This window comes from Silicimonas lutimaris, from assembly GCF_047314965.1.
Classification (GTDB): domain Bacteria; phylum Pseudomonadota; class Alphaproteobacteria; order Rhodobacterales; family Rhodobacteraceae; genus JAVJUV01.
This window is the reverse complement of sequence record NZ_JBLBVK010000031.1, coordinates 1-21,185: the sequence shown is the minus strand read 5'-3', so window position 1 is coordinate 21,185 and position 21,185 is coordinate 1. Positions and strand designations below refer to the sequence as shown.

The window sequence follows — 21,185 nt, the reverse complement described above, 5'->3', positions numbered from 1 at the left end:
CACATCACCACCAGCCGTCAGCTTCAGCTCAATCTCACGCAGCAGCTTCAAGATGTCTTCGTCTGAATGTCGCTTCCTCGCCATGCCCAATCCCCCTCTCGCGGCCAAAGTAATGGCCCAGTTCTAGGGGGGAAGGACACCTGTTTAGTGACGCATTAGAGCTCCTCGAGGACAGTATGGTTGCTTGGGAGCCACTTCATGGCGGCGGTCTTTCGGAGGTTGTTCGACTTCGGCTTGGGTCCGGGAAATACGTCGTGGCCAAATCTGGTCCGCACCCCGAACGTGAAGGGCGAATGCTGCGCGCCTTGGCGGAGGCCGGCGCAAAAGTGCCTCTGCCGATCGCAAGCGGACCCACAGTCCTCGTTCTTGAGGACCTTGGGGTGGGGACCGGTGCGTCCGAGCAGTCTTGGTGCGGTCTCGGAACAAATCTACGCGCTCTCCATGCTCCTCAAGGGGATCGTTATGGTTGGGATGAAGACTATGCTTTTGGAAAGGTTCGCATACATAATGGATGGAGCTGCGCGTGGTCTGACTTCTGGTTCGAGAAGCGTCTCGCGGCTGATATCGCTGCGCTACCCACTGACATTGCGCGGAGATTGGAAGAACTTGAATTCCGCATACGCGAGATCGTCCCTGAGCACCCACCACCTTCACTTCTGCATGGCGACCTCTGGTCCGGAAACGCGCACTTCACGGCAAACTGCGGCGCATATCTGATTGATCCGGCGAGTTACTACGGCGACGCGGAAGTCGATCTCGCAATGCTGACGCTATTTGGGACTCCTCCAAGACCCTTCTGGGAGGCCTATGGCCCACTCGATGAAGGCTGGAAACAGCGCCGGTGTGTATACCAGCTCTGGCCGGCCCTCGTACATCTTCGTTTGTTTGGAGCGGGGTATCGATCGCTGGTCGAAAGTTTAATGGCGGCCGTAGAGCCATAGAGCTCCGAGTATTTGGCGACAGCTCAAAATTCGTGACTAATATGGGCCAAAACATCCTTTGCAGCCCTCTCACCTGCTGCGAGTGCCCCCTCGATAAGTCCGGGACTGATCTCTGAGGTCTCTGACACGGCAAACCGAACTCGGCCACCGAGATGCGCCTGCCTCAGGATTGCTGGACCAACGCCCGGGTGGTTGGCGAGTGCAGAGAGATCGAGGTTTGTGACGATGTTCGGATTAGTTGCCCAGTCCTGAACAACCAAGTCCATTGGGTTTGCGGCCTCTGGCCCAAAGCACTCGGTGAGCTGCTTCAGAATTGCCCGTTTGAGCTCATCTTGGTCCCGTTGCCGAACGTCAGGTGACCAGCCGATGAAGCCAAAGATTGCGGCTGTTGTACCATCAGGTCCTGTATGGTCGTGCGCCTCGACCAGTGGGCCTGTGCGACTAGCAATCCGTCCGGCCAAGCCGGCATCTCTCCAAAAGGGCTGATCATAGAGCGCAACAGCTTTCGCATGCGTACTCATCCAGGTTGGTGTGCGTCGCATAGCATCCAGGAGCGCCTGAGGGGCCCAGGGCATTTCGAGCCTCAAAGCGGCCACTCGGAGCGGGGTAGATACGATTACGTTCTCCGCTGTGAGGATTTCCCCTGACCTTAGGTAGACGGAGACCCGCTTGGAGCCGTCTTCGTAAATGCCTGATACGGGTGTCGAGGTGCGAATGTTTGTAGCATCCATCTCGTTGGACAAGGCGTCAATCAACGCGGTGGGACCGCCAACGATGCGAACCATGCCATTCTGGCCGGGCAGTGGTTGGCGAAGCGGCGCGGGACCATAACCGAGAATAACGGCATCGCCGTCGTTGAACTGCTCGAAAGTCTCTATTCCTAGGGTTTTTGCCCACTTTGCGACCACCGGTTGATACTTTGGCCAAATCCATGTGGGCCCAAGGTCGGCCAAGTATTCATTCGTTTTTTGCTCATAAAGGGCCCGGATACGGCCTCCAATCTGAGCGCCGGCCTCGATCAATAAAACGTCGGCGCCCGCATCCCGAAGCACCCGCGCGGCGGTTAGACCCGACAGTCCGGCACCGATGACAATAATGTTCACAACTTCACCTCGAGATATTGGACGGCGCCAGGCAGTGCTCTGTCGGCTCTGGGTGAACTAACTGGGCTTTCGATGCAATTTGTGAAGAGCAAAGCTCGCTATGTGACGGTCCGAAGCGAGGCCTCTATCTGCCCACCGCACCAAGCATTGCCGTACACTTTCCGACTTTGGCGCCAAAGGTCCTTCTGACTAGGAAGATCGCCGATACGATCGGACAGCCCTGCAATTGATGGCGCTGATTGATTCAGTGTTGGTCTGAGAGACGGCAACTGCGCCGTCATGACACCCCAGAGGCTGTAGGTGACGAGGTCTGCGAGGCTCGGCTCTTCTGTACCAAGGATGTAACCTTGTTCATTGGACAGACCGTGCTGAGACCCCAGCGCTTCGAAGATCGCCATCCAGCGCTCCAGACGTGGACGGAAAGCATCCCAGGAGCTCTGCGTCCACATTTGTGCGCCGTTGTGGAGCGTCATTTCGTAGAGCACGTCGTTCGCATCAGCGATGGCCTTGTGGGTCAAAGCGGTCCTCATAAGATCATCGGGGATTAAGCCGTACTTACCACCGAGATACGCCAGTATCGCTTGTGTCTGCGCCAACGAGCGATTGGCGGTGTGGTCGACAAGAACCGGCGGCCCCATGAACGGAACGGCCTGCTTCGAAGGCTCGGTATTCTTCTTTTCTACGAGGTCCCTAACATCTCCTTCCTTCCAGGAGGCGCGAACATGCGCAAGGACAGAGCGTATGAACTGGCCGCGAAACGGAATTTGCCAGTAGTAGAGTGTGTAGTCTGTCATCCTGGCCTCCTTCTCGACGTGACCCGATAGTTAGTCCAAAAATCTATCATTGTGACGTCCAATCGCCGCGGACCCGAGGACGTCCCGTCCCTAAGTGATCAATGCGAGCCCGAGGGGATGAAGCCTCCCTCGTTTGACGTCCCCCAAAGAGAACGAGCTTTCTTGCTTCTGCCGTTCTCTTACTTTGCCCAACTCGAGCTCCTACGCTTGGACAGGCTCCCGCAACTCCTCATAGTGGTCCAGCTTGCTGGTGAACCATGCTGTGCCGCGCGTTGCGCTGCCTAGTGCCTGCCACAGGTCTTCCTCCGCGGACATGGGCAGCAAGGCACGGAAAATATCCCATCCACAAGCTTCCTCGTTTCCCTCGAAACCAAGAACCTGCCCTTTCAGGCCGCTGACAAGTTGGACAAGACTGCCTGTGAAGGTTGACGGAACGTGGATCTCCACATTCATCACAGGTTGAAGGACCTTCGTTCCGGCTTCCCGGAGCGCCTCTTTGACAGCATTTTGCCCAGCGGTTCGAAAAGCGAAATCCGAACTGTCGACAGAGTGCGATTTGCCATCTGTGAGTGTCACAGAAATATCGACAACCAGATGGCCGTGCGGTCCTTCAGCCAGGGCATCCTTTGCGCCAGCCTCTACCGATGGAATGTAGTTCCGCGGAACGGCGCCTCCCTTAACCCTCTCCTCGAAAACAAAACCGCTACCCGAAGGTCTGGGTGCCACATCGATAACGACGTCGGCGAATTGCCCCGCACCGCCAGACTGCTTCCGGTGGCGGTGGTGCACGGTAGCAGACTTCCTTATGGTTTCGCGAAGCGCTGCCGGTATCTCTGAGATTTCGGCTATGATGCCGAAGGTGTCATTTAGTTTGCTCAGAGTGGCCTTGAGGTGTTTCTGCCCCTGAATACCAATCACATGGGAGCCGTTTGTCTCGTCCTGCGAAACTGAGAGACCAGGATCGATTTCCGCGAGGCGTGTAAGTGCGGCCGAAAGCTTGCTTTCGTCCTTGTCATGAGTGGGATGAACCTGCCTTTTGATCGCTGGAGCTTGGGCAAGTGCCCAATCGGGCAATGGTTCTGCGCTTTCTGGTCCGAGAATTGTTCCCGGCGAGACTTGGTCGCTCTTGATCGCAAGCGCGAGCTCCCCAGGCACGAGTGGCGATGGTGCAGGTGATTTCCCATCGAGCGCATTAAGATTTCCAATAGTCGCGCCACCTATTGGTGCTCCTTGGCCGAGACCCTCTGCCAGAGCGCGCAAGAGAATCACCTTGCCGAGATGCTTCTGTTGGTCCGCTAGGCAGGCGGCTGCAATCGTGTCTTCAGGAAGATTCAGCCGCTCGCGTAGGGCGTCGACACTCGGTACTTCGTGGCGCAGTGACTTCATGAAGCGTAAGAGACCGTTTCCATGGCTCGCCGCGCCTAAGAAGGCGGGTACGAGGTCATGATGCTGTAACACCTGTGTCGCTACGGAATACACGTCCTCCGTAAGCGGCTTCTGATCCTCAATAATTTGTTCGAGCAGGGAGTCGTCGAAATCGGCAAGTGCTTCGAGGAGGACCGATCGGGCCTCCTGTTCGCGATCCTGCATGGATTTTGGCAACTCGATCAGCAACGAGCGGTGATCTTTGTGATATTCCCATGCGCGCTCCGATATCAGATCGACCACACCGGTGACTTCATCGCCAGTGCGAATTGGAACTTGGCGCAGGACGATGCCGTGGCGGCAATAGTGCTGAAGAGATGCGACGATATTCGAGACGCGATCTCCGGTTGCATCGATCTTGTTGATGAAAAGAAATGTTGGGATCCCGGACTCTTCAAGGAGTCGGAGGTATGGGGCGGCAAGCACGGCCGCATCGATTTGGGCTGGAACACAGAGCACTGCTGCGTCGCTCGCTGCTAAGGCTGGTCCGGCGTAGTGAAATGTGTCACGTCCTCCGGGGACTTCGAGCGCTGTCCATCGATCTCCCATAAAAGCAAAGGGGGTGATGGTCACGTCTCCCTGTAGCTTGAGTGGCTTTGCGTGCGCGCCTTCGAGGCCTGAGAGGCCTTCAATTAGTGTTGTCTTGCCTGACTGTGATGGGCCTACGACTGTAAAGGCTCTCATGGCAACGCCCTCCCTGCGTCCGGAGCAAACTCTCGTTTACTGCGCAAAGGTGGCTTGCCGACTGCTTTTATGACCAAACTGGCCGTCTGCCTCTGAAAAGCTCTGAATATTCAAGCTGGCTCTCGCACAACCTTCGGCCACAGGTCCCTATGTGGTCAAGCAAAGCTTCCATCTCACATAGCAGTATCACCAGAACAAACTGGCCTTGCGAACTTCTTGAGAACAGCTTGCCACGCCACGAGCGCTTTTTGCACTTCAGTCGAAGCTAACGGGCGCAGCTTTAGAATCGAAAGTTTTCAGACGGCTAAAAGCAAAGATGACTCGTCATCAGCCCTGGGCCGAGGGCGGCATACCCGGTTTGAGCGTTTGGAGCCGTCGATAAAGTGTGGTGGCTTTAGGCCGCTTCCCTCTGAGGGGCAGTTGGGAACAGTAGTTCGAGATAATTGCGGAACTGCTCCGACTGCCGTGCAGCCATACCACGATTTCCGTGGGCGCGCTCCAGGATGAGTCCTCCTTCGATGACGGCAACGAACATTTCAGCAAGGCGTTTTGCAGTTACATCCCGAGCGGGTGGGTATCGATCGATGACTTCCTGGAACTTTCGGATGTACATCGCCGTCCACGTACGGAGAGTTTCTGCAACGAATTCCTTCACGCTGTTCTCAAAATGATCATCTTCGTAGGTGTATAGCGCGTACATACACCCGCGCGGCGGACTGGCCGGATCGCAGAGATAGTCTTCAAAGTCCTTCAGAAACTGGAGAAGTTGCTCGAGAGGGTCATCGTGCGCCGCCTCCGCCTCTGCCAGAAAAGTCCGGAACATCTTCATGTCATTTTCGGCGTACCAGCGCATGAGTTGATCGGCGAGATCGGCCTTCGATTTGAAATGATAGAAGAACGCACCTTTTGTTACGCCCGTTTCCTTCAGGACATCATCAATGGTGGTGCCGGCAAATCCCTTGGACATGACTAGCTTCTTGGTCGCTGCAAGAAGTCGCTCGCGAGTCGCTTCAGCTTTCGAAGGCATTCTATTCTCCATACCAACTAGTCAGTATTTATGCGTTGATAGGGCCTATGGCAAGCCCTGAGCGCAAAAAATCAATGGAATAATTTCAGTAACTTGCACGAAAACCCAATATCAATGGCCATTTTTCTTGTTGACTACATACCAACCGGTCTGTTTTACATACAAACTAGTTGGTATAAAATGGAACAAAGCAATGTCCTCCATCGTCCAAACATTGATCGACCCATCGGCTGCACCGCTGTACGGAACAGCGGCTTTGGCAACCCGAATTGTGTCGCCGCTTTTTGCCTGCCGAGAGCGCATCCTGGCGGCGCAGTTGGGATCGTCGTGCTTGTTCGCCGCTAGCTATGCGGTGATGGGCCAGCAGACCGCGACGTCTGTGTGCTTGATCGGCGCGACCCAGACGACTGTGGCACTAATTGCTGGTGACCGGCCATGGTTGAACAGGATGGGTTATGTCTTCCTGCCGGTAGCCTTGGTAATGGGCGCAACCACGTTTTCCGGTCTGCCCACGATCCTCGCCGTCATGGCCTGCTGCCTGATGATGATCGGCCGGCTTCAGCAGGACCTGATGCGAATGCGCGGCATCCAGCTCTGCGCAAGCCCCTTCGGCGCGGCTCATGACATCGTCGTCGGCGCCTGGCCCTGCCTGGCAGGGGCCATCCTGTCCTTCATAGTTGCAGCCGCTGCGTTTCGACGTGAGCGCATGCTGCGCGCCACCGCCTAAGAGATCCCGACCCGGACCGGGTGATGTCCGGACCAACCCATCTGAACCAAAGGAGTAGAGAGATGGAAAACGCGAAGAAACTGGCCATCGTTGTGTCCCGTGGCCTTGATGACGAACGTGCCACCGTGGCCTTCACCATTGCCAACACCGGAATTGCCTCCGGTCAGCAAGTGACCATGTTCATGGTCTCGGCCGCGGTGGATGTGGTTCGCAAGGGTGCTGCGGACAATGTGAGGATGAACCCGTTCGATCCGCCCATGAAGGAACTGATCGACAACTTCCAGACTGGCGGCGGCCGTATCCTCGTCTGCCCGCCCTGCGCTAAGGTGCGTGGCTACGACGAAGAAGACTTCATCGATGGTGTCCAGGTCGTGGGTTCGCCCGCATTGCACGCCCAGATCCTCGACGGCGCCGCGACCCTGAGCTTCTGAACCCAAGGACAAGGAGAAAGACCATGACATCATGCAGCAACACCGGCACCGTCGAGAACTCGACAGCCTTCCCCATCTCCGCCGGAGAGGCCCGCGAATACCACGGTCGGGCGGGCGTCGAATTCGTCGATCCACGTCCGGCCGAGGTCATCGCATCGACCACTGGAAAAGTGCCCGGGGCAAGACTCATTTCGATCGAGGACGTCGAGGCGGGCAACCTGCCACCTGTGTTTGCGGACAAGAGTCTGCGGGTTGTGACCACATGCATGGCCGGGCCAATGGCCCAGCGCGCCGCAGCCGCCTTTGCAAAAGCCGGTTTCGGGCGGGTCAACTGGATTGAAGGTGGCACCACCGCTTGGGTCGAGGCCGGCTACCAGACTGAACGTTGAATGTCGGCAAACGGTCGTACAAATGAATCAGCACCACCCGAACGATGGGTGGTGCTGTTCAGTTTTAGTAGGGGATTAGTAGGGAATGTTCGTCAAAGGTTCGCCAAGGCTTTCCAGCACCGTACAATAGCGCACCTCAAAATTGTGATTTATTTGTAGCAAGTTATGCGACTTTGGCTGGCTTTATCCGGTCACATCCAAAACATGGACGGCAAAATTCGTAATGATGGGGTCGGGGGTTCGAGTCCCTTCAGCGGCACCACTTTTCAGGATCACTTGTTATCTGATCGACATCGCCCGAAGATTTCCTCGGGTTTGCGGTCTCAAGTGACGTGAACCAAAACGGCCCATGGCGTGTGGCCACAGGCCGTTCTGATTTGCTTGGGCAGGCGTGGAGGTCAGAGCATTTCCATGACCGCCTCGTCCGCTTCCTCGTCCTGTGACAGGTCATCTTCGGGCGCGGCTTCAGTTGTCGGGACAAGATCGTTCAGCAGGGTCTCGACCTCGGTGAGTTGTTGCTCGATCGCGTCGGTATTCGGGTTTCCGCCGCGGCCCATTCCGAAGATGGCCTTCAGGATATTCAGGATCTTCGAGATAATGGCGGCGAATCCACTATCCGGCTCGTCGGGTTCCTGTTGCGAACCGCCGCCCGCAGTGTCGCTGTCGTCCGTCGTATCAGTGTCCCCCTCGGAACCGGTGTCGTTCGTGGTTTCATCGGGGTCCTGATCGACCGTGTCATCGTCTTCGCCGGCCTCATCCGGTTCCGCAGAGTTCGCGTAAAGCCCGTTCAGCGCGGAAAGGTCCCCGCCCGATTCCGCAAGGAACAGCAACTCGATTTCTTCAAGCGGTCGGTCCAGAAGCAGCAGGTTCGAGATCTCGCCGTCGAAATGCCATTGAAGATTGTCGTTGTCGCCCATGCGCGTTCTCGTTGAAGCGCCAAGCACAAGATCTTCGCTGTTTCCGGTCATCCCCTTTGCGAACCCGGTGTCGGCATCGACGAGATTGCCGTCCAGGTACAGCCCGATCTCGTCCTTGTCGAAGGTGAAGGCAAAGTGGTGTTCCTGCCCGGCCTTGATCTTGACGTTCCAGTCGACGAGGTATTTTTCCTCGGTTTCGCTTTGGAAACGCACCTTCAGAACGCCTTTGTCGGTGATGTAGGCAGTCAGATGCCCGCCGTCGCCGAAGCCGGAGTGATCCTTGGAGAACAAGGCCTGGTTCTGTCCGTTGCCCGGATTGTCAGCCGTGAAGGAGAAGGCCCATGTGCCCTCCGCGACGGCCTGAGAAGGATCGTGTGGGATTTCCAACGGTTGATCCTGTCCGCCGAACGTGCCGCCGGCATCGCTGAGCAACACTCCGGGCGCCGAAAGACCCGCAGGAACGGCGCTGGCCAGATCAATCTGGCCGGTGGTGAGCCACTCGTTCGATGAATACATCCATGGGCTTGAGCCGACCGGATCGCTCCCGACATCGCGGGTGTCGTAGCCGAGATGCCGGGTGCCGTCCTCAAGCTCAATCCACTTGGTCTCGGGGGCGACAGCCTCCTGGATGTCATCGATGGATTCGACAATCCCATAGGCGACCATGGCGTCGGTTTCGATGTCCTCTTCCTCAACCCGGTCGCCAAGCACGACGATGTAGCCGAGATAGTCTTCGTCATGGGCGCCGCCGTTGTTCCCCTGTTGGGAATAGAGTGTGATGATCGAGACAGCGTCGTCGTCCACGCCGTCGCCATCGGTATCGATCGTGCGGTAATCCACCTCGATCTGTGTCGTATGACCCTTTACCGAAATCGTATCGCCTTCGGCTTTGTTGAAGTCGGCAATAACGTCGATCCCGATACCGTCCACCCAATGGTCGTGGATGTAGGTGTTCTCACCGGCTACGCCCATCCAGTCGATCGTGCGGTCGTCGTTCACATGTTCAGCGGTGATGTCCTTCTTGCCGTTGATCAGGGTCTCGAACTGGAACTTGTCCGCACCTGCGCCACCAACCAGAACGTCGTCCGCGACGAGCTCCTGATCGATCCAGTCGATCAGCTTCAGGTATTCGGGATGGATCGAATTGTCGTCTGGGCGCGATGGATCGTCCAGAACAAGCTGACCCGCGCGCTGTTCGCCCGCGTCCGATCGGCTGAGCAGCACGTCGTCGCCGTCACCGCCTTCCAGCAGGTCGGAACCCCGTCCGCCGTCCATGGTATCGTTGCCAGCGCCGCCGATGACATGATCATCGCCGTAGCCTCCCATGATCGAGTCGTTCCCGGCCCCACCGTCCAGCGTGTCGTCGCCGGCCTGACCATCGATCGTATCGTTGCCGCCCATGCCCGAAATCATGTCGTCCCCTGCCAGCATTGGCTGCGGGCCCGAAGTGTTGGTCAACGCCGCGCCGGGACCATTCTCCATCAACTCCTGCACCTCGGCCTGTGACAGGGCATCCTCGGGCGTGAAGCCGCCCCAGACGCCAAACTCCGAGATGGCGCCCTCGAATTCGTGACGAAGGTTCTGGGCGTCGGTCGCGAATTCCTGTGCGGTGTCGTTCAGCTTTGTCTGGTACTGATCCGCTCCGAAGACCCAGGGTTCTTCGTTCATGAGAAGATAGGCTTCGGTGTAGTTGCCCGGCGTGCCCACATCGCCTTCCACGGCTGTCCATGAACCGTTCGGCACAGGCTGACCATCCAGATACACAGTGACGCCAGTCTCGGCGAAGGACACTGCAAGATGCGCCCAGCTGCCCTCTGTCAGAAGCGGTCCGGTCTCCCAGGCGTGGTTCGAGCCGCCATCCCCCTCGGCCATGCGCAGGAAAAGCCCGCCCTCGGCGGTATGTCCCAGACGGAAATGTCCGCCGTCGACAGCACCGGAGTGGTCTTTCGTCACGAACATGGATTTTTCACCCAGGTCATCGGGCCGTACCCACATTGCTATGGTGCCCTGCGTGACATTCATTGACGGGTCGTGATCGAGGAAAGCGAAGCTATCCTCGCCGTTGAAATACAGGGCGCTGGCCGGCGTGCCATCGGGGCCTTCGGTGGCGCCATCGGTTCGCAACAGTGCCTGGTTCTCGTAGAGCGTAAAGGCTTTCACCGCCCCGCCATCGCCGCGCAGGTCGCCATAGGCTCCGTCCGTGCCGTTGGCGAAACTCCAGAATCCTAGTGCCCCCGGCAGACCGGCCGGCTCCCCGGCGTCTGGTTGCGAGAGTTTTTCCGATGCATTGGTTCCGGTGAGCGTGACCCCTGCAACTTCGGTTTCCCCCAACTGTTCGAAGGGATCGCGGGTCAGGTTGTAGCCCTCGTCATCTTCGGGTGTGACCAGGAGAGCCTCGTCGAAATAGGAGTTGTCGAACGCGCCGGCCGGATCACCTGTGACGGGACCTGTGTTCTCGGTGCCCATTCCGTTGTTCGTCTGTTTCGTGGCGCCTTCGGATGGGGTGCGTGTGTCGTAGCCTTTGTATTCCACGCCATCGACGACGGTGATCTTCTCTTGGCCTTGGGGCATTAGCGCCTCGGCCAGATCATCGACACTTTCGACGATTCCGTAGGTCACGTTCGCGTCGGTCTCGATGTCCTCTTTCCGGACAAGATCGCCATGCACAATGACCTGTCCGATCAGGTCCATGTCATGCGCACCGCCGCCGCCGTGCTGGTTCGAAATCACTGTGATAATCGACTCCAGGGCCTCGTCGCCCATGACATCAGCGTACTCGACATAGACATTGGCGGTATGGCCGATCACCGCGATGTGGTCTTCGTCCTTGTCATAGTCCGCGATGATGTCGATCCCGAAGCTGTCGACCCAATGGTCATGCAGTTCGTTGTTTTCGCCCGCGACGCCGGCCCAGTTGATCGTGCCATCCGCTTTGATGTGTTTTTCAATGATATCCAGTTTGGCGTTGATCTGGGGCGCAATCAGGAAAGTGTCCTGACCTGCGCCACCGATAAGAATGTCGTCTCCCTTCAGGGGCTGGTCGGCATAGGCGCTCAGCTTCTGCAGATCGAGATCCACCTCACCATCGGGATCCTCACGGGTCGGCATGTCGATGGCCAGCTGACCGATCCGCTGCACGCCCGCGTCCGATCTTGCGATCAGCAGGTCATTGCCGTCCCCGCCGTCCAGAAGATCAGAGCCGCGGCCACCGTCCAGCACGTCATCGCCGTCGCCACCGCGAAGGACATCGTCGCCGTAGCCTCCCATCAGTTCATCATCACCGCCGAGCCCTTCGATCGTGTCGTTGCCACCCATACCGGTGATCACGTCCCGGGCTTCGGTTGCGGTGTACGAGATCGGCGTATCAAGCGACTCCGCGCCCAGGAAGTATGAGGAGTGGTAGTCTTCGACCGGAACCAGCGGAACGCTTGGGTCTGGTGAGGTAAAATCCTCGGGCGACTGGTAGAAGGCGCTGCCATCCACGGGCAGACCATCGATCTCCAGGGACAGGCTCATCGCGCCACCCGTGTCGAAGTAGAGCAGGTCGAAGGAGTAGAGGCCGCCTTCGAAATCCGCAACGCGAGCGGTGGAATCCGTCGCGCGCCCGCTGGCGAATTCGCTGAAATCCACGCCGCCGATATTCAGGTCGAAACCGTCGTCCGAAGTGACCCGGATCTCGTGCACACCCGGCGGAATGTAGATGTACCCGCTGAAGCTGAGCGCGGACGGACCCATCTCCAGATCACCGTCGCCTTCGACAGAGGCGCCGTCACGCTCCAGAAATTCTGCGATCGTCGTGTCACTGTTTTTAGACCGATATCCGAATTCGGTGGTGACGAAAGTGGCGTCGGGGGTACCCGAGGCCGCTTCCTGGGCCTTCTCGATGTTCCAGATGCCGGTTCCGGGGACGAACGCGGCACCTGAAAGTCCGGTGCCTGTCGAGGGTATCCCGGTAATCTGATCCATACTTACAGAAGGAGACAGATCGGCGGGGGTGCTGACGTCGGTCGCGTCGAAAAAAGCAGTCGTATTCATTGCACATCTCTCCCGTTGGTGCGCGTCGTGCAACGCAGCAGCCCATTGGATTTCTGATTTTGGCAACTCGTAAGGCGCTGCGAAATGTATCGGCCACCAATGGCGCTGCAGCAGGGAACTGAAATACCTGGACTTCACGGTAGGAAGGAATGTGGCGAGAAAAGGGCCGATCGTGCGTTCAGCGTTCGGAGCGTTGGCAGAGTTCCGCCGTCAGCCGAACCTTGTAATTAAGCTATTGAATTACATAAATAAAAATTTTGGAAGAACTGTTCAGAGAGGAAAACCAAAAAGGTTCGACTGTTTCACTTTTTCATCTGACCGAACAATCGTTCTGCAGACCTGCCTCAATTTGGCCGTCATGAAACAGCTCCGATTTCCAAGTTGTTCGTTCTGACGATGATTCCCCCTGTCCCGGGCACTCGCCAAAGGCGAATTCGCCTGTCAGACATACGGCAGCAGAAGGAGACCGATGTCATGCCGCAGCCAGACCATATCTCGATTTTCGATCTGCCGGGGCACGATGCCCTGGACGAAGACATGCAGGCCTATTTCCGGGTATGCGAGGAAAAGCTTGGTTTCGTGCCGAACGTGCTTCGGACTTACGCCTTCAACCAGGACAAGCTGCGCGCTTTCAGTCAGCTGTATAACAGCTTGATGCTTGGACCTTCGAAACTGTCGAAGCTCGAGCGTGAAATGGTGGCCGTGGTAGTGTCATCTGCGAACCGTTGCTTCTACTGCCTTGTCGCCCACGGGCAGGCGGTGCGTCACCTTTCGGGGGATCCGGAACTGGGCGAGATGCTGGTCATGAATTACCGTGTCGCGAAGCTGGAGCCGCGAATGCGGGCAATGCTGGATTTCGCCTGGAAGCTGACAACCGAACCCTGGACGGTAGAGGAGGGAGATCGTGAGGTTTTGCGCGCGGCCGGCCTCTCAGACGACGAGATTTTTGATCTTTCCGACGTCATCGGGTTTTTCAACATGTCGAACCGCTTCGCGACGGCGACAGACATGATGCCGAACCGCGAGTATCATTCAATGAGCCGGGGCTGACCGGTGCCGGCCGCGAGATCCAGGGACCTTTTGGCCGTCTGTCGGAGTCGAGGGGGGCTCTGCCCCCTCACCCCCGAAGTATTTTGGCCAAAAGGAAGGACAATTTGAATTGAATTGTCCCTGATCCGGTTCCTGCGCGTTCCTAGTGGTTGTCTCTGGGCACACCCCTGGTTCGCGCGATGTCCCGGTATTCTGGCGCGCCACGCAGCACCATGCCCTGGCTGAACGGCTCGACTTTCTCACGGAACAGTTCCTGCCAGGGCGACTGGCTTTCCGGTGAGAACGGCCGCTCCGGAAGCGCCCTGCGGCGTGCGTCCAGGGTGGCCTCATCCACGAGGATGTCGGCGGTGCACTTACGAAGGTCGATGCGCACCCGGTCGTCAGTCTGGACCAGGGCCAGCCCGCCGCCCGCCGCCGCCTCGGGCGATGCGTTCAGGATGGAAGGCGAGCCCGAGGTGCCTGATTGCCGCCCGTCACCAACACAGGGCAACGAAGTGATGCCCTTCTTCAGAAGGTACGCAGGGGGCCGCATGTTCACGACTTCGGCGCCGCCCGGATAGCCGATGGGACCCGCGCCGCGCATGATCAGGATGCAGTGCTCGTCGATGCCGAGGGATTCGTCGTCGATGCGCTTGTGGTAGTCTTCGATCCCGTCGAATACGATGGCGCGGCCCTCGAAGGCTTCGGGATCTTGCGCGTTCGAGAGATACCGGTCGCGGAATTCCTTCGAGATCACGGACGTCTTCATGATCGCGCTGTCGAAGAGATTGCCCTTGAGGTTGATGAAGCCCGCGTCCTTCAGCATCGGCGCATCTACGGTCTTGATGACATCGTGGTTTTCACTGCTTCGGTCCGAACAGTTCTCGGCCATGGTCTTGCCATTCGCGGTCATCGCGTCGGGATGCGGCAGCAGGCCCTTCGCCAGAAGCTCGCCGATCACGGCTGGCACGCCGCCGGCGCGGTGATAATCCTCGCCCAGGTATTCTCCCGCAGGCTGCAGGTTCACCAGAAGCGGGACCTTGTGACCCAGTTTCTGCCAGTCGTCATTGTCGAGCGGCACGCCAAGGTGCCGGGCGATGGCGTTCAGGTGGATCGGTGCGTTGGTGGAGCCGCCGATGGCCGAGTTCACCACGATCGCGTTCTCGAAGGCGCGGCGGTCCATGATGTCCGACGGACGGCGGTCGGAATGCACCATCTCGACGATCTGCTTTCCGGTCTCGTAGCTGATCTGCCCGCGTTCGCGATAGGGCGCCGGGATAGCGGCGGAGCCGGGAAGTTGCATGCCCAGCGCCTCGGCCAGCGAGTTCATGGTCGATGCCGTGCCCATCGTGTTGCAATAGCCCGTGGACGGTGTCGACGAAGCGACCAGTTCCATGAAGCCGTCATCGTCGATCTCGCCGGCGGCATGCATCTCGCGCGCCTTCCAGACGATGGTGCCGGACCCGGTGCGCTGTCCGCGGAACCAGCCGTTCAGCATCGGGCCAACCGAGAGTGCAATGGCCGGGATGTTGACGGTCGAAGCCGCCATGAGCAGGGCAGGGGTGGTCTTGTCGCAGCCGATCATCAGGACGACCCCGTCGATCGGATAGCCGTAGAGTGTTTCGGTCAGCGAGAGATAGGCCAGATTGCGGTCCAGCATCGCTGTCGGACGTTTGCCGGTTTCCTGGATCGGGTGCACCGGAATTTCGATCACGGTGCCGCCCTGGCTGATCACGCCGTCACGCACGCGCTTGGCCAGCTCGATGTGGTGGCGGTTGCAGGGCGACAGGTCGCTTCCGGTCTGCGCGATTCCGATGATCGGCTTCCCGGATTGCAGCTCTTCTCGGGTCAGGCCGTAGTTGAGATAGCGCTCAAGGTAGAGCGCGGTCATCTCGCGGTTATCGGGGTTGTTGAACCATTGCTGTGAGCGAAGCGTGGGTTTCGTCATCGTTGCCTCCCTTTTCTGCTCTGGCGTAGTCGAAAGCGGCATGCTTTGCTAGGGCCATGAGCGATTGGGATTACATCATCGTCGGCGCGGGCAGCGCCGGTTGCGTGCTGGCGAACAGATTGTCCGAAGGAGGATCGAGGGTCCTCCTGCTCGAGGCTGGCGGCTCGGACAATTATCATTGGATACATATTCCCGTCGGGTATCTCTATTGCATCGGGAACCCGCGCACAGATTGGCTGTACCGCACGCGGGAAGAGCCGGGACTGGGCGGGCGAAGCCTGCTGTATCCCCGCGGCAAGGTGCTGGGCGGGTGTTCGTCGATCAACGGGATGCTGTACCTGCGGGGGCAGGCCGCGGACTATGACGGTTGGCGGCAGCTTGGCCTGGCTGGTTGGGGCTGGGACGACGTGCTTCCCTACTTCCTGAAGCACGAAGACAACGCCGAAGGCGCGGGCGACCTTCACGGCACCGGTGGTGAATGGCGGGTCGATCGCCAGCGGCTCAACTGGCCAGTGCTCGATGACTGGATCAGGGCCGCCGTTGAAGCGGGTATTCCCGAGACACCGGACTTCAACACCGGCGACAACGAAGGGGTAGGCTATTTCCGGGTGAACCAGAAGGGCGGATTTCGCTGGAATACCTCGAAGGGTTTTCTGAAGCCCGTCCGCTACCGGCAGAATCTCAAGGTCGTGACCGGTGCGATGACCGAAAGGCTGATCTTCGAGGGTCGGCGTGTGGTGGGTGTGGCTTACCGCAGGGGCGGCGTTCTGGAAGAAGCGCGCACCGGAGGCGAGGTGATCCTGTCGGCGGGCTCTATCGGGTCGGTGCAGATTCTCCAGCTGTCGGGCATCGGACCCGCGCCTCATCTGCAAGGCCTGGGCATCGATGTGGTGAAGGATATGCCTGGCGTTGGTGAGAACCTGCAGGACCATTTGCAGTTGCGCTGCGCGTGGAAGGTCTCGGGAACCCGGACGCTGAACACGCTGTCCGCTACGCTCTTTGGAAAGGCCCGCATTGCGGCCGAGTACGCGCTGAGACGAACCGGTCCGATGTCGATGTCCCCCTCGCAGTTGGGTGCTTTCGCCAAGTCCAGGCCGGATGTGGCCACAGCCGATCTCGAGTACCACGTGCAGCCCCTGTCGCTGAATGCATTCGGTCAGCCGCTGGATCCTTTCGATGCCATTACCGCGAGTGTCTGCCACCTGCGACCTGAAAGCCGGGGGCATGTGCGCATCACCTCACCGGACCCGGCAACGGCACCCGAGATCGCTCCGAACTATCTGTCGACCGAGGGGGATCGCCGGGTCGCCGCCGATGCGATCCGACTGACGCGGCGGATCATGGCTCAACCCGCAATGGGTCGATATCAGCCCGAAGAATTGCGCCCGGGTGGCGATGTCACTGATGAGGACACGTCTCTTGCTCAGGCGGCCGGTCGGATCGGCACGACCATTTTCCACCCCGTGGGCACCATCCGTATGGGAACCGACGACGCGGCCCCACTCGACGCCCGTCTCAGGATGCGGGGCATTGGCGGCTTGCGCGTGGTCGACGCCAGCGTCATGCCCCGGATCACCAGCGGCAACACCAATTCCCCCACAATCATGATCGCCGAGAAAGCAGCCGACATGATCCGGAAGGACGCACCTTAACCTTTCCTACACGGCCCTCCTCTAACCCGATGTGCGGGGTATTGTAGAGGAGCAGGGGTGATGTCCGCGCAACCGGTCGCGCCGATTATTGTCAAGCGCAAGAAGATCATAGCCGGGGGCCACCACGGCGGTGCCTGGAAAGTTGCCTATGCTGATTTCGTGACGGCGATGATGGCGTTCTTCCTTCTGATGTGGCTTCTGGGCGCCACGAACGAAAAGCAACGCAAGGGGATCGCCGACTACTTCAATCCCACGATTCCCGTGAACAAGGTCTCTGGCGGTGGCGACGGGGCGTTCGGCGGCGACAGTATTTTCTCTGAGAACACGCTGGCGCGGAACGGCACGGGCACAGGCGTGATAGCAACTAACGAAAATGCCGAAGAGTCATCGGACGAAGATGATGCTAGATCCGGCGCGCAGGAAAAGGACAAGCTGGCAGAACTGGAAGAGATGCTTTCGGCGAAGGCTGGGGAAAGCATGGTCAGCGATCTGCTGATGCGCCACATCGTGACGCGCCTGACCGATGAAGGTCTGATCGTCGAGATTTTCGATCTGCCCGACGCACCGTTGTTCGCGGGACGGTCCGATCCAACGGATGTTCTGCGAGACGTCGTGGCGTCCATCGCCGAGGTTTTCCGGCTCGCTCCCAACCCGATCGCGGTTCAGGGCCATGTCGCAGCCGTACCTGTGGTCAGCCGGGAAAACCCCGTCTGGGATCTGTCCTCTGAACGCGCCGATGCTGTGCGCCTGCTTCTTGTGCAGGCGTCACTGGATGACGATCGCATGCAGCGCGTCACCGGTTACGCCGACCGCCAGCAGGTCTCCGAGAATCCGCTTTCCGTCAGGAACAACCGGATCGAGATCGTCCTTCTTCGAAGCCGTCTTTAGGCTGGGAATGTCCTTAGAAGTTTAGTTGTTAGCCGGCTGTTAAACCGCCGCCTTTAGGCGTGGGGCAATCGGGGACGATCCAGCAGAAAGGCTGACAACATGACTATTTCTTCTTCGCTGAACGCCGGGGTGGCTGGCCTTGCCGCAAATGCCAGCCGGCTTGCGACCATCGCCGACAATATCGCGAACTCGGCGACCTATGGGTACAAACGGGTCGAGACCGATTTCTCATCCCTCGTCATCGAAAGCGGAGAGGGCTCCTATTCAGCCGGCGGTGTCCGCGTGGCGACCCAGCGGCTGATCGATCAACCGGGTGCACTGGCCACGACCAACAACGCAACCGATCTTGCCGTTCGCGGTCGGGGCTTCCTGCCAGTCACCACGGAAAGCTCGCTCTCCAGCAGCACCGGCGATTATCCTCTGCTTCTGGCCACGACCGGGTCATTTCGCACCGATGCCGACGGCTACCTTCGTACGTCTTCCGGCGTGACACTGATGGGCTGGCCCGCTGATCCGGATGGGACGATCCCGGTCTTCCCGCGCGATACCGGGGACGGGCTTGAACCTGTACAGATCAACGTGAACCAGTTCACTTCGGAACCCACGACGCGGATCGCGATGGGTGTCAACCTGCCTGCGACCGAGACCGAATTCGGCGCATCCGGCGATCCGCTGAACCTCTCGATTGAATACTTCGACAACCTTGGCACATCACAGAATATCGGGATCGCCTTTACGCCGACTATTCCCGGAGCCGCGGGTGCGTCCAATACCTGGACGATGGTTCTGACGGATTCCGCATCGGGTGGATCCGTGATCGGCGAGTACACGATCGTTTTCGATGACACCCGCGGCTCCGGAGGTACCATCAACTCGGTCGCGACAATATCGGGCGGTGCGTATGATCCGGCATCCGGCAACTTTTCCGTCAGCGTTGCGGGTGGCCCGATCGAAATAAACATTGGCGCGGTCGGTACCGGAACGGGCTTGACCCAGCTGTCCGACAGTTTCGCACCGACCTCGATCTCGAAGGATGGCTCTCCTGTCGGGAACCTGATCTCGGTGGAAGTGGATGCCAACGGTTTCGTCCGGGCGAACTTCGATATCGGCATCACGCGTACGATCTATCAGATTCCGCTGATCGACCTCCCAAATCCGAACGGCCTGATCGCGATGGACAACCAGACCTACAGAACGTCCAACGAAAGCGGAACTTTCTTCCTCTGGGATGCCGCTGACGGTCCAACCGGTGACATCGTCGGCTATGCCCTTGAAGAAAGCGCAACAGATGTCGCGGGAGAACTGACGCAATTGATCCAGACCCAACGCGCATATTCGTCGAATGCGAAGGTGATTCAGACAGTCGACGAGATGCTGCAGGAAACGACGAACATCAAACGCTGACGCGAAAGGTAATCCGCAATGAGCATCTCTGCATCTCTTGCGAACGCTTTGACTGGCTTGACCGCCGCCTCGCGCGCGGCAGAGCTGGTCAGCTCGAACGTCGCAAACGCCATGACCGAAGGCTATTCCCGCCGCGAACTGCAACTAAGTCCCCGGTTTACTGGGGGCATCGGTTCAGGCGTGCAGGTAGATGGCGTTCAGCGGGTCGTTGACGAGGTTACACTTCGCGAGAGGCGGCTTTCCGAAGCCGACGTCGGTTTCGCGCGCACTGGAAACGAATTCTATCAGGATCTGTTCCGTCTGATAGGTACGCCGGGAGAGCCAGGAAGCCTGACTGATCTCGAGGCGGAATTCGAGGCCAGCCTGCTTGCCGCCATTTCCCGCCCGGATTCCGAGGCGCGGCTTTCGTCCGTACTCACGGATGCCACTGCGTTGGCACGCAAGTTCAACGATATCGGCGACGGGCTTCAGGATCTGAGAGTCGACGCTGACAACACCATCGGCAAGGAAGTCGAGCGTCTAAACGGCACACTTGCACAGCTTGCGGACTTGAACGGTGAGATACTGCGCACGCGGTCTTCCGACGCCGGTTACCCGGATCTTCTGGACCAGCGCCAGATGCTTGTCGACGAGATAAGCGCGAGTATCCCGATTCGCCAGCTTCCTCGCGACAATGGGACGATTGCACTCTATTCGATGGGGGGCACCCTTTTGCTGGATGTCAGGGCGGTCGAGTTCGGGTTTCAGCCCAAAGGTCTGATAACGGCCGATATGACGCTGCAATCCGGAGCCCTCTCAGGGCTTACGATCAATGGCCGTCCAATCGACACCCTTGATCAAAACGGCGAAATAGCAGGGGGACGACTGGCGGCCCTCTTTGAAATTCGCGACAACTACGCGGTTAGCAGTCAATCCGATATCGACGAGGCCGCACGGGATCTGATGACGCGGTTCGAGTCGTCGACACTGGATCCTACGCTTGCACCGGGGGATCCGGGACTGTTCACGGATAATGGCGGCCCCCTGAATCTCGCCCAGATAGAAGGTTTGGCCAGCAGACTTTCGATTAACGTTCTCGTCGATCCGTCGTCTGGAGGCGCACTCTGGCGATTGAGGGATGGTCTTGGGGCGGCAACCCCCGGCCCGGTCGGAGATAACGCTCTTCTTGTCGCCTACACCGAAGCCATCGCAGCGCGCTTGGCACCAGTCGGCGGTACGTTCGGACCAACGGCACGATCAGTGTCCGGTTTCGCGGCTACCATAGCCAACGGTGCCGCGCAGTCGATCAACGCGACCGGCTCTCTACTCGCATACTCCAGTGCGAGGTTCGATGCACTTCGGAACGAGGAACTCTCCAACGGCGTCGACACGGATCAGGAAATGCAGAAGCTGCTGCTCATCGAGCAGGCTTACACCGCGAACGCTCGCGTCATTCAGACCATCGACGAACTTATTCAGACACTGATCGGACTTTAGATCATGCCAATAAACTCCATCGGCGATCTATCTCAAAGCCTGCTGCTGAGGCGCGACAATGCGAATTTGCGGCAACAGCTGCTTACGGCTTCACGTGAGCTTGCAACCGGAACCCGCACTGATCTGATTGACCAATTCAATGGCGATTTCGGACCCTTGGCGGGTGTCGAGCTGGGTGTCCTTCCCCCCTAGAACTGGGCCATTACTTTGGCCGCGAGAGGGGGATTGGGCATGGCGAGGAAGCGACATTCAGACGAAGACATCTTGAAGCTGCTGCGTGAGATTGAGCTGAAGCTGACGGCTGGTGGTGATGTG

15 protein-coding genes are annotated in these 21,185 nt (G+C 58.7%); 9 read left to right on the top strand and 6 right to left on the bottom strand.

The genetic code is table 11. The features are described from left to right. Positions 1–176 precede the first annotated feature (176 nt). Positions 177–941: a fructosamine kinase family protein gene (locus tag ACKLNI_RS02590; RefSeq protein ID WP_413717436.1), complete on the top strand. Its 765-nt coding sequence runs from the start codon at positions 177–179 to the stop codon at positions 939–941. A 23-nt stretch (positions 942–964) separates the two neighbouring features. Here the strand turns inward: ACKLNI_RS02590 and ACKLNI_RS02585 are convergent, their stop codons facing one another. From ACKLNI_RS02585 to ACKLNI_RS02570, 4 genes are all read right to left on the bottom strand, one after another. Then, positions 965–2,044: a flavin monoamine oxidase family protein gene (locus tag ACKLNI_RS02585; RefSeq protein ID WP_413717435.1), complete on the bottom strand. Its 1,080-nt coding sequence runs from the start codon at positions 2,042–2,044 to the stop codon at positions 965–967. Positions 2,045–2,142: 98 nt separating this feature from the next. Further along, positions 2,143–2,838, bottom strand: coding sequence for a glutathione transferase, Atu5508 family (locus ACKLNI_RS02580; RefSeq protein ID WP_413717434.1), 696 nt, complete (start codon positions 2,836–2,838; stop codon positions 2,143–2,145). A gap of 201 nt (positions 2,839–3,039) precedes the next feature. Beyond that, entirely contained in the window at positions 3,040–4,947 is a 1,908-nt protein-coding gene (locus ACKLNI_RS02575) for an elongation factor G (RefSeq protein ID WP_413717433.1), read from the bottom strand. Between the two features lie 394 nt (positions 4,948–5,341). After that, the gene (locus ACKLNI_RS02570; protein WP_413717432.1) at positions 5,342–5,974 is read right to left on the bottom strand and encodes a TetR/AcrR family transcriptional regulator; all 633 of its coding nucleotides are present in this window, start codon (positions 5,972–5,974) and stop codon (positions 5,342–5,344) included. Positions 5,975–6,167: 193 nt separating this feature from the next. Here ACKLNI_RS02570 and ACKLNI_RS02565 point away from each other — a divergent pair, with 193 nt between their 5' ends. From ACKLNI_RS02565 to ACKLNI_RS02555, 3 genes are all read left to right on the top strand, one after another. Continuing rightward, a complete protein-coding gene (locus ACKLNI_RS02565; RefSeq protein ID WP_413717431.1) occupies positions 6,168–6,701 on the top strand; it encodes a YgjV family protein in 534 nt (177 codons plus the stop codon). A 62-nt stretch (positions 6,702–6,763) separates the two neighbouring features. Further along, positions 6,764–7,132, top strand: coding sequence for a DsrE family protein (locus tag ACKLNI_RS02560; RefSeq protein ID WP_413717430.1), 369 nt, complete (start codon positions 6,764–6,766; stop codon positions 7,130–7,132). 23 nt (positions 7,133–7,155) lie between these two features. Then, the gene (locus ACKLNI_RS02555) at positions 7,156–7,521 is read left to right on the top strand and encodes a rhodanese-like domain-containing protein (protein WP_413717429.1); all 366 of its coding nucleotides are present in this window, start codon (positions 7,156–7,158) and stop codon (positions 7,519–7,521) included. Between the two features lie 398 nt (positions 7,522–7,919). Here ACKLNI_RS02555 and ACKLNI_RS02550 read toward each other — a convergent pair whose 3' ends face one another. Then, positions 7,920–12,473 carry a LamG-like jellyroll fold domain-containing protein gene (locus ACKLNI_RS02550; RefSeq protein WP_413717428.1) on the bottom strand — a complete coding sequence of 1,518 codons (4,554 nt, stop codon included), beginning with the start codon at positions 12,471–12,473 and terminating at the stop codon, positions 7,920–7,922. A gap of 474 nt (positions 12,474–12,947) precedes the next feature. Here ACKLNI_RS02550 and ACKLNI_RS02545 point away from each other — a divergent pair, with 474 nt between their 5' ends. Then, entirely contained in the window at positions 12,948–13,523 is a 576-nt protein-coding gene (locus ACKLNI_RS02545) for a peroxidase-related enzyme (RefSeq protein ID WP_413717427.1), read from the top strand. Positions 13,524–13,665: 142 nt separating this feature from the next. Here ACKLNI_RS02545 and ACKLNI_RS02540 read toward each other — a convergent pair whose 3' ends face one another. Further along, a complete protein-coding gene (locus ACKLNI_RS02540; RefSeq protein ID WP_413717426.1) occupies positions 13,666–15,450 on the bottom strand; it encodes an IlvD/Edd family dehydratase in 1,785 nt (594 codons plus the stop codon). Between the two features lie 56 nt (positions 15,451–15,506). Between ACKLNI_RS02540 and ACKLNI_RS02535 the strand changes: the two genes are divergently transcribed. The 4 genes from ACKLNI_RS02535 (at position 15,507) to flgK (ending at position 20,870) form a co-directional block, all read left to right on the top strand. Then, positions 15,507–17,102, top strand: a complete 1,596-nt coding sequence (locus ACKLNI_RS02535; protein ID WP_413717425.1) for a GMC family oxidoreductase — start codon at positions 15,507–15,509, stop codon at positions 17,100–17,102. A gap of 60 nt (positions 17,103–17,162) precedes the next feature. Continuing rightward, on the top strand, positions 17,163–17,990 hold the full coding sequence (locus tag ACKLNI_RS02530; RefSeq protein ID WP_413717424.1) for a flagellar motor protein MotB: 828 nt from the start codon (positions 17,163–17,165) through the stop codon (positions 17,988–17,990). A gap of 99 nt (positions 17,991–18,089) precedes the next feature. Continuing rightward, on the top strand, positions 18,090–19,394 hold the full coding sequence (locus ACKLNI_RS02525; RefSeq protein WP_413717422.1) for a flagellar hook protein FlgE: 1,305 nt from the start codon (positions 18,090–18,092) through the stop codon (positions 19,392–19,394). Positions 19,395–19,412: 18 nt separating this feature from the next. Next, positions 19,413–20,870, top strand: a complete 1,458-nt coding sequence (gene flgK, locus ACKLNI_RS02520; RefSeq protein WP_413717421.1) for a flagellar hook-associated protein FlgK — start codon at positions 19,413–19,415, stop codon at positions 20,868–20,870. Positions 20,871–21,185 lie beyond the last annotated feature (315 nt).

Coding starts and splice junctions, on each gene's coding strand:
- ACKLNI_RS02560 (WP_413717430.1), top strand. CDS start 6,764: ATGGAAAACGCGAAGAAACTGGCCATCGTTGTGTCCCGTGGCCTTGAT.
- ACKLNI_RS02580 (WP_413717434.1), bottom strand. CDS start 2,838: ATGACAGACTACACACTCTACTACTGGCAAATTCCGTTTCGCGGCCAG.
- ACKLNI_RS02575 (WP_413717433.1), bottom strand. CDS start 4,947: ATGAGAGCCTTTACAGTCGTAGGCCCATCACAGTCAGGCAAGACAACA.
- ACKLNI_RS02550 (WP_413717428.1), bottom strand. CDS start 12,473: ATGAATACGACTGCTTTTTTCGACGCGACCGACGTCAGCACCCCCGCC.
- ACKLNI_RS02540 (WP_413717426.1), bottom strand. CDS start 15,450: ATGACGAAACCCACGCTTCGCTCACAGCAATGGTTCAACAACCCCGAT.
- ACKLNI_RS02570 (WP_413717432.1), bottom strand. CDS start 5,974: ATGCCTTCGAAAGCTGAAGCGACTCGCGAGCGACTTCTTGCAGCGACC.
- ACKLNI_RS02535 (WP_413717425.1), top strand. CDS start 15,507: ATGAGCGATTGGGATTACATCATCGTCGGCGCGGGCAGCGCCGGTTGC.
- ACKLNI_RS02545 (WP_413717427.1), top strand. CDS start 12,948: ATGCCGCAGCCAGACCATATCTCGATTTTCGATCTGCCGGGGCACGAT.
- ACKLNI_RS02590 (WP_413717436.1), top strand. CDS start 177: ATGGTTGCTTGGGAGCCACTTCATGGCGGCGGTCTTTCGGAGGTTGTT.
- ACKLNI_RS02555 (WP_413717429.1), top strand. CDS start 7,156: ATGACATCATGCAGCAACACCGGCACCGTCGAGAACTCGACAGCCTTC.
- flgK (WP_413717421.1), top strand. CDS start 19,413: ATGAGCATCTCTGCATCTCTTGCGAACGCTTTGACTGGCTTGACCGCC.
- ACKLNI_RS02525 (WP_413717422.1), top strand. CDS start 18,090: ATGACTATTTCTTCTTCGCTGAACGCCGGGGTGGCTGGCCTTGCCGCA.
- ACKLNI_RS02530 (WP_413717424.1), top strand. CDS start 17,163: ATGTCCGCGCAACCGGTCGCGCCGATTATTGTCAAGCGCAAGAAGATC.
- ACKLNI_RS02565 (WP_413717431.1), top strand. CDS start 6,168: ATGTCCTCCATCGTCCAAACATTGATCGACCCATCGGCTGCACCGCTG.